This window comes from Mycolicibacterium hodleri (assembly GCF_025822245.1).
Taxonomy (GTDB): Bacteria; Actinomycetota; Actinomycetes; order Mycobacteriales; family Mycobacteriaceae; genus Mycobacterium; species Mycobacterium hodleri.
The window spans coordinates 229288-243992 of the sequence record NZ_JACKTL010000033.1; the positions used below are offsets into that span (position 1 = coordinate 229288).

The 14705-nt window shown below is 67.0% G+C and carries 14 protein-coding genes; 4 read left to right on the forward strand and 10 right to left on the reverse strand.

Annotated features, from left to right (window positions below; translation table 11 throughout):
* Positions 1-93: 93 nt before the first annotated feature.
* Positions 94-462 carry a hypothetical protein gene (locus H7J06_RS13620; RefSeq protein ID WP_264039427.1) on the forward strand — a complete coding sequence of 123 codons (369 nt, stop codon included), beginning with the start codon at positions 94-96 and terminating at the stop codon, positions 460-462.
* A 244-nt stretch (positions 463-706) separates the two neighbouring features.
* Here the strand turns inward: H7J06_RS13620 and dnaB are convergent, their stop codons facing one another.
* The 9 genes from dnaB to H7J06_RS13665 all read right to left on the reverse strand — a co-directional run bounded on the left by dnaB (position 707) and on the right by H7J06_RS13665 (position 10592).
* Positions 707-3355, reverse strand: coding sequence for a replicative DNA helicase (gene dnaB / locus H7J06_RS13625; RefSeq protein ID WP_308205782.1), 2649 nt, complete (start codon positions 3353-3355; stop codon positions 707-709).
* A gap of 457 nt (positions 3356-3812) precedes the next feature.
* Positions 3813-4265 carry a 50S ribosomal protein L9 gene (rplI, locus tag H7J06_RS13630; RefSeq protein ID WP_149479673.1) on the reverse strand — a complete coding sequence of 151 codons (453 nt, stop codon included), beginning with the start codon at positions 4263-4265 and terminating at the stop codon, positions 3813-3815.
* Between the two features lie 20 nt (positions 4266-4285).
* Entirely contained in the window at positions 4286-4552 is a 267-nt protein-coding gene (gene rpsR / locus H7J06_RS13635) for a 30S ribosomal protein S18 (protein WP_056551394.1), read from the reverse strand.
* Between the two features lie 35 nt (positions 4553-4587).
* Complete coding sequence (locus tag H7J06_RS13640) at positions 4588-5112, reverse strand: single-stranded DNA-binding protein (RefSeq protein WP_264039428.1); 525 nt, start codon at positions 5110-5112, stop codon at positions 4588-4590.
* An 81-nt stretch (positions 5113-5193) separates the two neighbouring features.
* Complete coding sequence (rpsF, locus tag H7J06_RS13645) at positions 5194-5484, reverse strand: 30S ribosomal protein S6 (protein ID WP_149479676.1); 291 nt, start codon at positions 5482-5484, stop codon at positions 5194-5196.
* A gap of 123 nt (positions 5485-5607) precedes the next feature.
* Positions 5608-6072: an SRPBCC family protein gene (locus tag H7J06_RS13650; RefSeq protein WP_264039429.1), complete on the reverse strand. Its 465-nt coding sequence runs from the start codon at positions 6070-6072 to the stop codon at positions 5608-5610.
* Positions 6069-7694: a glycosyltransferase family 87 protein gene (locus H7J06_RS13655; RefSeq protein WP_264039430.1), complete on the reverse strand. Its 1626-nt coding sequence runs from the start codon at positions 7692-7694 to the stop codon at positions 6069-6071. The genes H7J06_RS13650 and H7J06_RS13655 overlap by 4 nt, the downstream gene beginning before the upstream one ends.
* The gene (locus H7J06_RS13660; protein WP_264039749.1) at positions 7691-9979 is read right to left on the reverse strand and encodes a transglycosylase domain-containing protein; all 2289 of its coding nucleotides are present in this window, start codon (positions 9977-9979) and stop codon (positions 7691-7693) included. Before H7J06_RS13660 ends, H7J06_RS13655 begins: the two co-directional genes overlap by 4 nt.
* A gap of 190 nt (positions 9980-10169) precedes the next feature.
* Complete coding sequence (locus tag H7J06_RS13665) at positions 10170-10592, reverse strand: DUF5318 family protein (protein WP_079922399.1); 423 nt, start codon at positions 10590-10592, stop codon at positions 10170-10172.
* Between the two features lie 111 nt (positions 10593-10703).
* Between H7J06_RS13665 and H7J06_RS13670 the strand changes: the two genes are divergently transcribed.
* From H7J06_RS13670 to H7J06_RS13680, 3 genes are all read left to right on the forward strand, one after another.
* Positions 10704-11570 (forward strand): DUF1707 SHOCT-like domain-containing protein, encoded by an 867-nt coding sequence (locus H7J06_RS13670; RefSeq protein ID WP_264039432.1) that lies wholly within the window; start codon positions 10704-10706, stop codon positions 11568-11570.
* A gap of 117 nt (positions 11571-11687) precedes the next feature.
* Entirely contained in the window at positions 11688-12251 is a 564-nt protein-coding gene (locus tag H7J06_RS13675) for a PadR family transcriptional regulator (protein ID WP_264039433.1), read from the forward strand.
* Positions 12252-12293: 42 nt separating this feature from the next.
* Positions 12294-13370 (forward strand): inositol-3-phosphate synthase, encoded by a 1077-nt coding sequence (locus tag H7J06_RS13680; protein WP_264039434.1) that lies wholly within the window; start codon positions 12294-12296, stop codon positions 13368-13370.
* Between the two features lie 77 nt (positions 13371-13447).
* On the opposite strand, the gene H7J06_RS13685 is transcribed toward H7J06_RS13680, so the two are convergent.
* The gene (locus tag H7J06_RS13685) at positions 13448-14647 is read right to left on the reverse strand and encodes an enhanced intracellular survival protein Eis (protein WP_264039435.1); all 1200 of its coding nucleotides are present in this window, start codon (positions 14645-14647) and stop codon (positions 13448-13450) included.
* Positions 14648-14705 lie beyond the last annotated feature (58 nt).

Consider the following 14705-nt stretch of genomic DNA (forward strand, 5'->3'; position numbering starts at 1 on the left):
CCCCCGCAGCGCCTCGCCGCTGCCTTGGTCTCCTGCAGGCCGCACCCGCTCACTCGGCGGCTTCGGCATTCTGCAAGGTCTAGCGTGGGCGCAATGGGTTTGTTCAGCCATGAGGAGTTCCGCGACCCGGACGAGGGCGTTGCTGGCGGCGCTAGTGGTGGGGCCGTTGAGAGGGCTCGCCGTGCTGTTGTTGACGAATTCGGATCAGATCATCCGGTGGTCGTTGGTCCGGGGTTACCGCCCGAGGATGGTTCTTGCGGTCAGTTCGCCGTGCAGTTTCACGTGTCGACGTCAATGCTGGTCGGGTTGAAACGTATTGCTGATATGCGCGGGGTCAGCGTGACGGAGGTGTGCCGGCAGGTTATCGGTGTGTTTGTCGCCCAGCAGGAAGGCGAATTGGGTGCGTTGCTCGCTGCCGAGGCCGAGGCGGCGGACTACCGGCCGAGTTTGGGTGAGGCATAGGCGCACCCTGCTTGGGGTGGGTCACTCGGACAGTGTCGTCGGCCGCCACTCAGATCGGCGTCGGTCCGAAACGCCCGGCAGGCAGCTTCCGCGGGAGTGGTCCATCCCCGGGCGCTGATCAGCGGCCGGCCACCAGTGCTACCGCTGGCTCGATGGGCGGAATCTCATTCAGATAGCCAATTGGACATCAGATGGACATTTCATTTGAGAACTGGAAATCAAACCTGAGAAGTTTACGGAGACCCTAGCGCGCCATGTCCACGAACCGCGACAGGTGCAGCTGATGCGCCACGGTGACCGTCTTCGTCGGTCCCGCACGGTGTTTCGCAATGATGAGGTCCGCCTCACCGCCGCGCGGATCGTCGCGCTCGAACGCGTCCGGGCGATGGAGAAGGATGACCATGTCCGCATCCTGCTCGATCGATCCCGACTCGCGAAGGTCAGACAGCATGGGCTTCTTGTCGGTGCGCTGTTCCGGACCACGGTTCAGCTGGCTCATCGCCACCACCGGGACCTCGAGTTCCTTGGCCAATAGCTTGATCTGCCTGGAGAACTCGGAGACTTCCTGCTGCCGGGACTCGACCTTCTTGCCGGAGGTCATCAGCTGTAGGTAGTCGACCACGATGAGGCGGAGGTCCGCCTTCTGGTGCAGCCGACGCGCCTTGGCGCGAATCTCCATCATCGTCAGATTGGGCGAGTCGTCGATGTAGAGCGGCGCCTCGCTGATCTCACTCATCCGCCGCGCGAGCCGCGTCCAGTCGTCGTCGCTCATGCGCCCGGATCGCATATCGGCGAGCTTGATCTTCGCCTCCGCCGACAGCAGGCGCATGACGATCTCGGACTTGCTCATTTCCAGGGAGAAGATGACGCTCGAGTGCCGGTGCTTGATGGAGCAGGATCGCAGAAAATCTAGACCCAACGTCGAGTTGTGCGTGGGAACCATCGACCGGCTGGCCAGGTACATGTGGGTCGAGTTGCCGACCTCCACACAACGCACCGGAACGCTCTCCACGCGACGGGCCTCGACGATGAATCTGGACCCGGAGCGCGCCAGGTTGACTGGGGCGCGACGCTCCTTGTGTAGCACCGACTTTCGGTGCAGCCCAAAGACGTCGTCCTCGGTGGCAAAGGTGAGGGTGTATGCCACCGACGATGCTTCGCTCCTCCCCCTCACCCTCTTGGTCGACGTCTGGCAGCGATACCCCAGGCTGACGACGAGCTCGGCGACATCCGCTGCAAGCCGGGGATCGGTCACCGAGAACTGCACGGACCCGCCGTGCGTGACCGTTCCGTCGGTGTCGAGCAGACCGGCCAACAGCGCACGGCGTTGCGTCTCCGCGGCGCGGAGATACTCGACGGGAATGTGCTTGTTGCCAAGCACTCCGAGCGTGCGCAGCCTGGCCTGCAGCGTGCCTACCGCGTTGCGGCACGACTGGCACATCCGCAGTCCGATCGACGAACCGCCACAGCGCTCACAACGTGGGGCCGGGACGGCGTCCGACATGAACCGTGCGCGTCCGCCGCAGCTGCGTCCGCACGTCCTGACCTGGCTGGTCTGCGGCAGGAACTCCTTGCCGCACACCACACATCTGCGGACGGGAGTGGCCGGCGCTTCGGGGAGGAGCAATTGGTATCGGTAGATGGCAGACGGAGACTTGCGGGCTACCAGCCCCTCCGACTCGATGCGCATGATGATCTCCGGATCAGCGCTCGTGATCTGTGCCGCGGCCGTCGTGCCATCACCGAGCCACGCACCCAACGTGTAAGGCGGAACGAGTAATTCGCGCTCCTCGCCTCGAATCGGCGACGTATTCGTGACCGAGTGGTTCAGTCGCTGGTCGACCGTCGGGCAGCGCACCGATTCCGCAATTTCGCGGGTAGTCCGCACAGCGGCGAACGTGCGTTGGTTCCTGTATCGGTTGTAGCCGACCGCTGCCGCCTGAGCCGACTTGCGGGATGCGCGGGTATCGGTCAACCACTGGTGTTCCTCGTCCGCCACGATCACCGTGCCGTCGGAGAACTCGACCTCGTAGCAGGGCCGTCCCGTCATCACCTCGGTCGCCGCCACCACGCGCGTCGGCTCGCCATCGGGTCCGATCAACTCGTCGCCGACCGTGACGTCACCCATGGTGGTCCAGCCGCTAGGCGTGGGCAGCGGCGTGTCCAACGCCAGCGCCTTGCCCACACCGGGACGAGCCGCCACCACGATCATCTGCCCGGCATGCAGACCGTTGGTCACCTCGTCGAGTTCTGTGAAACCGGTCGGCACGCCACGCGCCACGCCACCCTGGGAGGCGATCGCGTCGATCTCGTCCATCGTCGGCTGCAGCAGGTGCTCGAGGACCACGAAGTCCTCCGTCGTGCGCCGTTCGGTGACCTCGTAGATCTCGGCCTGGGCGCGGTCCACGACGTCGGCCACATCCGCACCGTCGGCGCCGGCGTAGCCGTACTGCACCACCCGCGTTCCGGCCTCCACGAGGCGCCGCAGGAGCGACTTCTCCGCCACGATGCCCGCGTAGTACCCGGCGTTGGCCGCAGTCGGCACGGTGGAGATCAGGGTGTGCAGATACGGCGCCCCGCCGATGCGCTTCAGCAGCCCGCGGCGGTCCAGCTCGGCCGAGACGGTGATGGCGTCGGCCGGCTCGCCGCGCCCGTACAGGTCGAGGATCGCGTCGTACACGCTCTGGTGCGCGGGGCGGTAGAAGTCACCCGGGCGCAGCCGCTCCAACACGTCGGCGATGGCGTCCTTCGACAACAGCATCCCGCCGAGCACCGACTGCTCGGCGGCCATGTCCTGCGGAGGCTGGCGGCCGTACTCCTCGGCTGGCGGTCCGTCCTGCTCGGGGCGACCTCCAGAGCCGCCCGGCCGGCCCAGATCATCGACGACAGCCACGAAGCGTCCACCTCCCCCTTCACGTCACATCGGCTTCGAACACGTATTCGACCTACTCCCCCGCGAGAGTAAACGCCGACACCGACGGCTCACCGTAGAGACGTTGCTGGAATGGGCGCAAACGGCAGCTGTGGACAGACCTGTGGACGCCGTGTGCATAGATGAGGTGGGCCATGTTGAGCCCTTGGGGACAACCTGTGCACAACCGACGAGTTTTAGGCCATCGCCGCAGCTGAGGGCCCTAGCAGCCATGTGCGCGCTTGTGGATTGGATTTGCCTCGGCGTGTCGTCCGTGGTTTCCGTCTCGGGCGTGTTGTGTTGCGCTTTCGGGCCCGAGAGGTTAACAGCCGGTTAGATTCGCCGGTTCGCAACCGGCCGATTAAGTTCGCCAGCGCGCACAGCAACGCCCGGGCGAAGATCGATCAACCCTTCACCCGGGCGTTTGATGCTGTTGCAGTTACTCGGCGACGACGTTCACGGAAACGCCGACGTTGACCTCGGGGTGCAGACGCACCGCGACGGCGTACGTTCCGGTGGCCTTGATGTGGGCCTTGGGCAGGTTGACGGTGCGCCGGTCGAGGTTCGGGCCGCCCGCCTTCTTGATGGCGCCGACGATGTCTCCGGTGGTCACGGAGCCGAACAGCTTGCCTGCACCGGCGGTGCGCACCGGCAACGAGACCGGGCCAAGCGCTTCGAGCTCGGCCTTGAGCTCCTGGGCGTGGTCCAGGTCGCGGACGGTCTTGGTCTCGCGGGCCCGGCGGATTTCCTCGGCCTGGCGCTCGGCGCCACGCGACGCCACGATCGCCATGCCGCGGGGCAGCAGGTAGTTACGGCCGTAGCCGTCCTTGACCTCGACGGCGTCGCCGGCCGAACCCAGGTGGTCGACCTCAGCGGTCAGAATCAGTTTCATGTCAGTTCTCTTCGTTCGGCTTAGCGCGACGTCGCGCTGAACGGCAGCAGGGCTACCTCGCGGGCGTTCTTGACTGCGATCGCAATGTCGCGCTGATGCTGCACGCAGTTACCGGTGACCCGACGGGCGCGGATCTTTCCGCGCTCGCTGATGTAGGTCCGCAGCAACGCGGTGTCCTTGTAATCGATGATCTGGTTCTTGCCCTTCTTCGAGCAGAACGAGCACTTCCGGGCCTTGACCGGCTTTTCGGGAGCCGGGCGCCTCTTCGTGGAGGAGGACTTCGCCATGTCTATCTCTTTCTCAGTACTTGGAAATCAGTTGATCAGAAGGGGGGTTCTTCGTCGGCGCCGTTGAACGAACCGGACGCGGGAGCACTGCCCCACGGGTCGTCTCTCGGGCCATCGTTGGAACCGCTGCTGGCCGCGGGGCGTGAACCGCCACCACCGCCTCCGCCGAAGCCACCTCCGCCACCGCCGCTGCGGCTGGCCTTGTTGACCTTGGCCGTCGCGTACCTCAGGGACGGACCGATCTCGTCGACCTCGAGCTCCACGACGGTGCGCTTCTCACCCTCACGAGTCTCGTACGAGCGCTGCTTGAGGCGACCGGTCACGATCACCCGCGAACCACGGGTGAGGCTCTCGGCCACGTTCTCGGCAGCCTCGCGCCAGATGCTGCACCGCATGAAGAGCGGGTCGCCGTCTTTCCATTCGTTGGTCTGACGGTCCATCATCCGAGGCGTGGACGCCACCGTGAAGTTGGCGACGGCGGCCCCGGACGGCGTGAACCGCAGCTCGGGATCGGCGGTCAGGTTTCCGACGATGGTGAGGTTGGTGTCACCAGCAGCCACGAGGTTCCTCCTGAGATTCGGTGATGATTCGCTTTGGAGCGCAGCCTACGGTCGCGCCCCGACGTGCACGGGCTTTGAGGCCTAGTGCTTGTCGGTCCGCATCACCTTGGTCCGCAGGACGGACTCGTTGAGGCTGAGCTGGCGATCCAGCTCGGACACCGTGGCCGGCTCGGCCTTGACGTCGATGACGGCGTAGATGCCCTCGGGGTGCTTGAGGATCTCGTACGCCATGCGGCGCCGGCCCCAGATGTCGATCTTCTCGACCGATCCACCGTCCTTGCGGATGACGTTGAGGAACGTCTCCAGCGACGGGGCTACGGTTCGCTCGTCGAGCGTGGGGTCGAGGATGACCATGATTTCGTATGGACGCATGTGGAACCCATCACCTCCTATGGTCGTGTGCGGCCACGGCTTGTCCGTGACAGGAGGGTCGCCTGCGTCGGCAACTCGTCGAGGTTACAGCAGGATGGCCTGAGCTGCGAAATCGTGCTTCGCTCAGCCGCCCTCGGCAGTGCGCTTGATCGCCGCGAGGGTCACGGGGATGCCCGCCTTGGCGGCCTTGGTGCGAATGTCCACCTGCTCGTCGGCCTTCTCGCCGAAGCGTCCACGGAAGCCTTCGATGCCCGCGGGCTGGAAGGCCCACGATTCGGTGAGGCGCGTTCCGCCGTCGGCCGGCTCCAGGGTGAATCCCCACCGCACCCAACCGTCGTTGACCACCCACGCGAACTCGCGGCCGGGGTCGGCGGCCACCACGCGGCTGCGGGTCTCCCAGGTGCGCTTGCCATCGTCGTTGCGCCCGGTGAAGTACGAGCCGACGGTCGGACCGCCGCCCTCGTCCCACCAGCAGGCGCGGCACTGCGGGCTCCACTCGCCGATCCGGGTGACGTCGGACACCATCGCGTACAGGGTGTCGGCGTCGGCGTTCACCACCACCGAATCGCTGAATTCGAGATCGCTCATGCCAGCGTCAACTCCTTCTCGGGTTCAACCGTCGGGGCGGGCGGCCTCGGCCGCAGCCGCGAGGGCAACCAGGTGGGCGGGGCGTCCGCCGCGTGTTCGAACAGACCGCCCGACGGGTCGTCGACGCCGTGGCGCCGGACCACGTCGAGCTCCGGACGGTATATCTGACGAATCACCAAGGCGCACAACGCGGTCACGGCGACATCGCGCAACAGCACGGTGGTGGTGAACCACTCCTGCGGCAGGCCCATCTTCGCCTCGCCGAACAGATACAGCATCCGCGGGACCCACACAAGTGCGTCAATCGTCATCCACGCCAACAGGATTCGGCGCTGCGGCAGAGCGAGCACCGCCAGCGGCACCAGCCACAGCGAGTATTGCGGACTCCACACCTTGTTGGTCAGCAGGAAGGCCGCCACGACCAAGAAGGCCAGCTGCGCCAACCGGGGACGACGCTGAGCCGTCAGCCCTACGTAGCCGATGCCGCACAGGCACGCGGCGAACAGCACCGCCGTCACCGCGTTGGTCACCGACGGCGGCTCCCAGAACCCCAGGTTCGGGTCGAAGCCGCGCCACCCCGTGAAGGACTTCACGACGTTGTAGATCGAATCCATGTCGTCACCGCGACGGGTGTTGAGCCGGAAGAACTCCGACCACCCGCGGGGGAACATCACCATGATCGGCAGGTTGACCAGCAGCCACGTCACCACGGCGACGCCCGCGGTCTTGCCCACCTCACGCATGCGCCCCGTGCGCAGCCCGAGGATCACCAACGGCACGATCAACAGCAGCGGATAGAGCTTCAGCGCCACGCCGATCCCGATCAGGGCGCCGGCGACGGCTGGTCGGCGGCGCGACCACGCCAACATCGCGCCCGCCGCGCACGCCGTCGCCAAGGCGTCGAAGTTGGTGAAGATCTGGAAGATCACCAGCGGTGACGCCGCGACCAGCGCCGCGTCCCAGATCCGGCGCCCCGCCAACTTCGTCGTCGCCCAGACCGTCGCCAGCCACGCCAGCGCCAGACCGAATGCCGAGATGTTGAAGAACATCACCACCTCGGCGACCACCGGGATCNACACCAGCTTCGTCAGCGCCGTGTAGGTCTTCGCCAACGCCATCGACACGTACTGGTACACCCCGGTCAGGACGGGATACTCCATGTACCGCACCGCGGGCGTGCCGTCGTACTGCGTCTGCTGCGCGCCGGTGGAATCCTTCTCCGTCCACGACGACTTGTACGGAAACTTGCCTTGGCTCAACAACTCTGCGGTGTACAGCGGCACGGTGTCGGAATAGCAGAGCTCGTAGTACGCCCGTTGGTTCTCCCAGATGGCCACCCGCTGATCGGCGGTGCCGGTGCGCGTCGACTGCAGGCAAGCCGCCTTCGTCGAGTAGCCGAACGCCAGGAACAGCAGCGCGATGATCAGCATGACCCGCAGCGGGGTCATGAAGCGGGCCCGGCCGATCAGCGCGTGCTTGCCAACCGGGCCGCCGATGGCGCCCGCCAGCGCCGCACCGACGGTGTCGGTGCGGCTGGGCAGGTCGCGGTCTTCGTCGCTGCGCAAGTCGTCCGCGAGCGGAGCTGGCGAGGTGACCGACCGGTCGGGGTCGCGGCCCGTCACGGCGGAGGCGGCGGCGCGGTGACCGTGGGGGTGGCGGCCGCGGGATCACCGGGAGGCGGCGGTGCCCCTGGTGGCGGCAACGGGATCGTCGTCGGCGGACCGAACGGGATCGTGATGCCGGGTCCCAGCTCGATCGTCGGCTGAATGACCGTCTCCGACGGTGGTGGCGGAGCTGGCGGCGGAGGCGGCGGCGCGGCGGGCACGCCGGCGTACCCACCGATCTCGGTCGGCTTCGGGAACGACTCGTTGTCGGTGCCCTCCAGGGCGCCGTCCATCGTGGCCTTCCAGATGTCCGACGGCAGGCCCGAACCGTAGACCGAGCCGCCGGACTTGTTCTCCAGTGGCTTGGTGCCCTCGGTGGTGCCCACCCAGACCGCCGTCGACAGGGACGGCGTGTAGCCGACCATCCAGGCGTCGCGGTTGGCGTCGGTGTCACCCAGCTGATTGGTACCGGTCTTGGCTGCCGAGGGCCGGCCACCGGCCAGGTTGTGGCCCCTGGAGTAGCCCGCGATCGGCTGCATCGCCGAGGTGACGTTGTCGGCGACCGCCTTGTCGATCTTCTGCTCGCCGGGGTCGTCCTGCGCGGCGGCGTCGAACAACACCTGACCGTCGGATCGGACGACCTTCTGGATGAAGTGCGGCCGGTGGTAGACCCCCGAGTTCGCGAGGGTGGCGTACGCGGACGCCATGTCGATCACGCGGGACTGGTACTGGCCAAGCACGACGCCGTTGTTCGGCGGTCCGCCCTTGCCGTCCTCGGACAGCGTGTGTTCGACACCGGGGAAGCTCTCGGCGACGCCCGCCGCGTGCGCCGCGTCGGCGACGTCCTGCGGGCCGTTCTTGAGCTTGAGCATCAGACGGTAGTAGCTGGTGTTGAGGGACATCTTCAGGGCCTGGGCGATGTTGCAAGTGCCGCAACCCTCGCCCTCGACGTTGCTGATCTTGATGCCGTTGACCTCGACCGGCGAGCTGTCCACCTGGTAGCCGAGCCCGATGCCCTGCTGCAGTGCGGCGACGAGCGCGAAGACCTTGAACGACGAGCCCGTCGGCAACCCGGCCTGGGCGAAGTCGAAACCGTTGGCGTCCGAACCGCCGTAGTACGCCTTCACCCCGCCGGTGCGCGGGTCGACCGACACGACGGCCGTACGCATGTCCGGGTCCTGACCGTCCATGTACTCGGCGACCGCGTCCTCGGCCGACTTCTGCGCCTTGGGGTCGATCGTGGTGGTGACCTGCAGGCCCTCGGTGTTCAACGTCTGCTCGTCGATGTTGAACAGATCCATCAGTTCCTTGGTGACCTGACGTTCGATCAAGCCGTTCGGACCGGTGGTCTGATTCTGGGCGCCCGCCTGCTCCGGCGAGACCGTCGGCGGGAACACCTGGGTGGCGCGCTCCTGGGGGGACAGCGCGCCGACGGTGACCATGCCGTCGAGCACCCAGTTCCACCGCTCGGCGGAGCCCTCCGGGTCGACGGCCGGGTCGAGTCCCGACGGCTGCTGGATCAGCGCCGCGAGCAGGGCGCCCTCGGCCACGTTCAGCTGCTCGACGGGCTTGCCGAAGTACGCCTGCGACGCCGCGCCGATGCCGTACGCGCCGCGGCCGAAGTAGATCATGTTGAGGTAGCTCTCGAGCACCTGGTCCTTGGACCACTCGCCCGACATCTTGGTCGAGATGACGAGCTCCTTGGCCTTGCGCACCACGCCACCGATCCCGGAGCGGGCGTCGCCGACGAGGGCGTTCTTGACGTACTGCTGGGTGATCGTCGACCCGCCCTGCAGGTCGCCGCCGAAGATGTTGTTCTTGAACGCCCGGAGGAACCCCGTGAAGGAGAAGCCGGGGTTGCTGTAGAAGTCCCGGTCCTCGGCCGCCATCACCGCGTTGCGCACCTGCACGGGAATCTGGTTGATGTCGACGTCGACCCGGTTGCCCTCCGGCGGCACGATCTTGGCGAGTTCGCTGCCGTCGCTGGCCAGGATCGTCGACACCTGATTGGTCCGGATGTCGCCTGGCTTGGGGATGTCGACGATCATGTACGCCATCGCGAAGGTGACGATCGGCAGCAGGATGCACACCGCCAACGCGACCAGCGACCCGCGGCGAACCCACTTCCAGTTGACGTTGAACTGGCGTCCACCGGGACCCTTGCCCCCGGGCGGTCCACCACCGCCGGGCGGACCTGGCGGTGGCTGCTTGGGCGGCGGAGTGCCGTCCAACGCGGCCTTCACCACGTCGATGGGGTCGCGATACTGCGCCGGCCGGGCGTCACGCACCGGCGGGATGATCATCGTCTGGCGGTCGTCGGGCCGCTGCGGACCGGGCTGGCGGTCGTCGGGCCGCTGCGGACCGCGGTGGTGGGGGAACGCCCGCGTCGGACCGTCCGACGGAGACGGTGCGGAGTGCCGGGGTGGTGCGACGCCACCGTCGGCCGAGGCTCCCTTGGGGGCGTCGTCGGCCGAGCGGTCTTGTCGCCCTTCGCTATTCACTGGCCGTGCGCGCGCCCGAGCGCGCCGTCCGGGTGCCGCGCGCCTTCGGAGGACGGGGCGCGCCCAACACGTACGACTTGACCAAATGATTCCAGCTGCAAGTTCTACATACCTCCACCACGTGCACCGCGAATTCGTCGAACTTGGCTGCCAGCATCACCAGCTCCTCGGTGGAGCGGGCGGATCCGGACACGGCCCCGAGATGATCGCCGAACACCCACGACACCAGCGTGAGCTGTTCCTTGCGACAAATCGGACACATCACCTGACTGGACTTGCCGTGGAACTTCGCGGCGCGCAGCAGATACGGATTGGCGTCACACACCTCGGAGACGCCGGTGCGGCCCGAGTACACCTCGGCCAGCAGGGACCGCCGCTTGAGCGCGTAGTCCACCACCTGTCGCTGCAATCGCACGGTGACCAGAGTACGTCGGCCCCCCTTTGGCGCAGCCTCGGCTCCGCCCCCTTGACCCCCGTTTCGTGATCTGGTCTGCGGCGATGGCGCGTGAACTTCTACGATCCGTCCATGGCGACGCGGCAGACGGCAGGGACACGAGCCAAGGACAGCGACCGCAACAACACCTGCCAGGTACTCGACAGCGCGCTCAGCGACGGCCAGTTGTCCATGGAGGAACACCGCACCCGAGTCGCGGCCGCCACCACCGCGACGACCCTCGGCGACCTGCAGCAACTCGTCGACGACCTGCAGAACGACAACGCACCGGTGCAGATGCCCGACCTGAAGCAGCCGTCGCCGGTGGCCAGCCGCGGTGGGGCCGGCTGGGGCATCCGCGTCGCCGTGGCGGGCGTCCTGGTGGTCCTCGGCATCGCAATCGGCTGGGGGCTCTACGGCAACACCCCCTCACCGCTGAGCTTCACCTCCGACCCCGGCGCCAAGTCCGACGGCATCCCGGCCAAGGTGTTGACTCCGCCACGGCAGTTGATGTCGCTCGGCGGTCTCAACGGGTTGTTCGAGCAGATGCGGCAGAAGTTCGGCGACACGAAGGGTTTCGACCTGACGATCTTCGACGACTACGCGTCGTTGGAGCGTCAGGATCCCGCCGAGCCGAGACGGGTGTTGCGCTACTCCTACCGCGGTGGCTGGGCCGACCCCTCCGAGACCAACGTGACCTCGGACGCCCGCGTCGTCGACCTCGGGGCCATCGACGTACCGACGATCGTCGGGCTGATCCGGGGCGCACCCGAGACCCTGGGCATCAACCCCAACGAGGTCAAGGACACGCACGTGTCGATCTCGCACGACGATGACTCCGACGCCGCGCCAGAAGCACTCTCCATCGAGATCTTCGTGTCGCCCAACTTCGGCAACAGCGGGTATTTCGAGGTCGACGGCGCCGGAAACATCAAGGCCGTGCGCCAACCGGCACGCTGAACTGGCGAACTTTCCAAAGTGTTGTGTATGTTCGGTTCACGTGCCGTCGTATATCGGCGCGATATAGTTCTACGACGTGTCGCCGCGTCGTAGCGGCCAGGCAAGGGAGGTGATTCGGTGTTGGAGCTCGCCATCCTGGGACTGCTCATCGAGTCGCCGATGCACGGCTACGAGCTGCGCAAGCGGCTGACCGGCCTACTCGGCGCCTTCCGGGCGTTCTCCTACGGGTCGCTGTACCCGGCCCTGCGCCGCATGCAGACCGACGGGCTCATCGACGAGGAGTCGGCACCCGTGGGCGCCGTCAAGGTACGTCGGGCCCGCCGGGTCTACGTCCTCACCGACGCCGGCAAGGCGCGCTTCACCGAGCTCGTCGCCGACACCGGACCGCAGAACTACACCGACGACGGATTCGGCGTTCACCTGGCCTTCTTCAACCGCACGCCGGCCGAGGCCAGGATGCGCATCCTGGAGGGCCGCCGCCGCCAGGTGGAGGAACGCCGCGAAGGCCTGCGTGAAGCCATCGCGCGCGCCAGTAATTCACTCGACCGCTACACCCGCCAGCTTCACCAACTCGGGCTCGAGTCCAGCGAGCGCGAAGTCAAGTGGCTCAACGACCTGATCGCGGCCGAACGCGTCGCCGCCCCGGGACGCCCCGAGACCACTCCCGAACAACAGCCCTAACCACACCCGCACCGCAGTCGTCGGTATTAGAAGGAGATCGCCATGTCCGAGTCGAATGAAATCCGGGTCGCCATCGTCGGCGTCGGCAACTGCGCCTCGTCGCTGGTGCAGGGCGTGCAGTACTACCTCGACGCCGACGAGAACTCGACCGTCCCCGGTCTGATGCACGTCAAGCTCGGCAAGTACCACGTCCGCGACGTGCAGTTCGTCGCCGCGTTCGACGTCGACGCCAAGAAGGTCGGCTTCGACCTCTCCGAGGCCATCTTCGCCTCCGAGAACAACACCATCAAGATCGCCGACGTGCCGCCCACCAACGTGACGGTGCAGCGCGGCCCGACGCTCGACGGCATCGGCAAGTACTACTCCGAGACCATCGAGGTGTCCGACACCGAAGCGGTCGACGTCGTCAAGGCCCTCAAGGACGCCCGCGTCGACGTGATGGTTTCCTACCTGCCGGTCGGATCCGAAGAGGCCGACAAGTTCTACGCCCAGTGCGCCATCGACGCCGGCGTGGCGTTCGTCAACGCGCTGCCCGTCTTCATCGCCAGTGACCCCGTGTGGGCCGAGAAGTTCCGCGCCGCAGGCGTTCCCATCGTCGGCGACGACATCAAGAGCCAGGTCGGCGCCACGATCACCCACCGCGTGATGGCCAAGCTGTTCGAGGACCGCGGCGTGCAGCTCGACCGCACCATGCAGCTCAACGTCGGCGGCAACATGGACTTCCTCAACATGCTCGAGCGGTCGCGTCTGGAGTCGAAGAAGATCTCCAAGACCCAGGCCGTGACGTCGAACCTGCAGCGCGAGTTCAACGCCAAGGACGTCCACATTGGCCCGTCCGACCACGTCGGCTGGCTCGACGACCGCAAGTGGGCCTACGTCCGCCTCGAGGGCCGCGCCTTCGGCGACGTGCCGCTGAACCTGGAGTACAAGCTCGAGGTGTGGGACTCGCCCAACTCCGCGGGCGTCATCATCGACGCGGTCCGCGCGGCGAAGATCGCCCTGGACCGTGGCATCGGCGGACCGGTCGAGGCCGCGTCGGCATACCTGATGAAGAGCCCGCCCAAGCAGCTGGCCGACGACATCGCCCGCGCGCAGCTGGAAGCGTTCATCGAGGGCTAGGTCCTTTCGCGCGATTTGTGTGCGTCGGGGAGCGGTGAGCGCTCCTGAACGCACACAAATCGCGTTGGTGGGGTTGGTTAGAAGCCGAAGCCGAGCTGGGCGGGCACGTCGGACGCGAACGCGGCGTCCAGCGTGGAAATGACGCGAGAGTCCTTGCCGCGCAACCGGTTCGCGGCAGCGAACGTCGAGGCGCGGTGCTCACCTAGATAGAGGCTGCCGAGCACCGACAGGCTCAGCCACGCGTCGGGTTCGGCGTCGCTCGGCACGCAGCGCGCCCGACCGTCGCGAATCTCCACGGCGAACCGGCCGCCGCCACCGAGGGCCCCGTCCGTGACGTCGAGCACCAGGCTGGCGTCGGTCGCGTAGGTCCTGGCCGCCAGCACCGTCGGCACGTCGAGGATCCGCAGCCACAGCCCGTCCTCGCGACCGGTGACCCGCACCCCGCGCGCGTCGGTCAGCAGGTACGGCAACAGCTCACCGGGCGGCGCCCCGATCGTCACGGTGTCCATCAGATCCATGCCGAGCAGCGTCCGCCACAACGCGACGTAGGCGTCGGCGGTGACGGCGGCCAGCTTGAGGATCGCGACCGACTTTCGCTCACTGTCGCCGTGGACGCGATAGAGGGCGAAGCCGTCGGCGTGCAACAGCACCATCAAGGGGCTGCCACCGCGTCGCGACACCTCATGGTCGACGAACACCTCGTCCCACATCCGTGGTGGCGTGACCAATCCGCCGGGCGTCCGCAGCCGCCAGCGTTCGTAGATCTCCTCGATGCGGTCCCGCTGCTCGGCCGGCCTGACGATTCGCACCCCGCCCGGATCCGGGACCTCGGCGAGGAAGCCGGCACCCCGACGGTCGACGCTCAGCGTCTCGACGACACTGGCCGGGCCGTAGCCGAACCGGCCGTAGATACCGCCCTCCGACGCCTCGAGCCCGGCCACTGGATATGACGACATCCGGCCGTGCAGCTCGCCGAACATCTCCCGCAGCACGCCCCGCCTGCGGTGCGTCGGCGCCACGCACACCCAGGAGACCCCGGCCATCGGCAGCACGGCACCCCCCGGCACGGTCAGCCGAAGATCGAGGTAGAAGGCCATCCCGACCACGTCATCGCCGTCGCAGGCGACCACGGCACCGTCGGACGGAATCAGCGTCCGCCACATGTCGGTGGCCTCGCGCGGCCGGAACGACCCGAACGAGCTGGCCGCCAGCAGTGCCATGGCCGGCCAGTCGGCGTCCTCGGCGGTACGGATGAGCACTCCAGTCGGTGACGGCATGAATCAGACGGTGGCACAACGGCACCGCAGTCGCACGCGTTTATCGCCCGGTTTAGTG

Bases quoted from the DNA above. Each gene is read 5' to 3' on its own strand.
- rplI (WP_149479673.1), bottom strand. From the start codon at position 4,265: ATGAAACTGATTCTGACCGCTGAGGTCGACCACCTGGGTTCGGCCGGC.
- rpsF (WP_149479676.1), bottom strand. From the start codon at position 5,484: ATGCGTCCATACGAAATCATGGTCATCCTCGACCCCACGCTCGACGAG.
- rpsR (WP_056551394.1), bottom strand. From the start codon at position 4,552: ATGGCGAAGTCCTCCTCCACGAAGAGGCGCCCGGCTCCCGAAAAGCCG.
- H7J06_RS13685 (WP_264039435.1), bottom strand. From the start codon at position 14,647: ATGCCGTCACCGACTGGAGTGCTCATCCGTACCGCCGAGGACGCCGAC.
- H7J06_RS13620 (WP_264039427.1), top strand. From the start codon at position 94: ATGGGTTTGTTCAGCCATGAGGAGTTCCGCGACCCGGACGAGGGCGTT.
- H7J06_RS13680 (WP_264039434.1), top strand. From the start codon at position 12,294: ATGTCCGAGTCGAATGAAATCCGGGTCGCCATCGTCGGCGTCGGCAAC.
- H7J06_RS13670 (WP_264039432.1), top strand. From the start codon at position 10,704: ATGGCGACGCGGCAGACGGCAGGGACACGAGCCAAGGACAGCGACCGC.
- H7J06_RS13650 (WP_264039429.1), bottom strand. From the start codon at position 6,072: ATGAGCGATCTCGAATTCAGCGATTCGGTGGTGGTGAACGCCGACGCC.
- H7J06_RS13660 (WP_264039749.1), bottom strand. From the start codon at position 9,979: ATGATCATCCCGCCGGTGCGTGACGCCCGGCCGGCGCAGTATCGCGAC.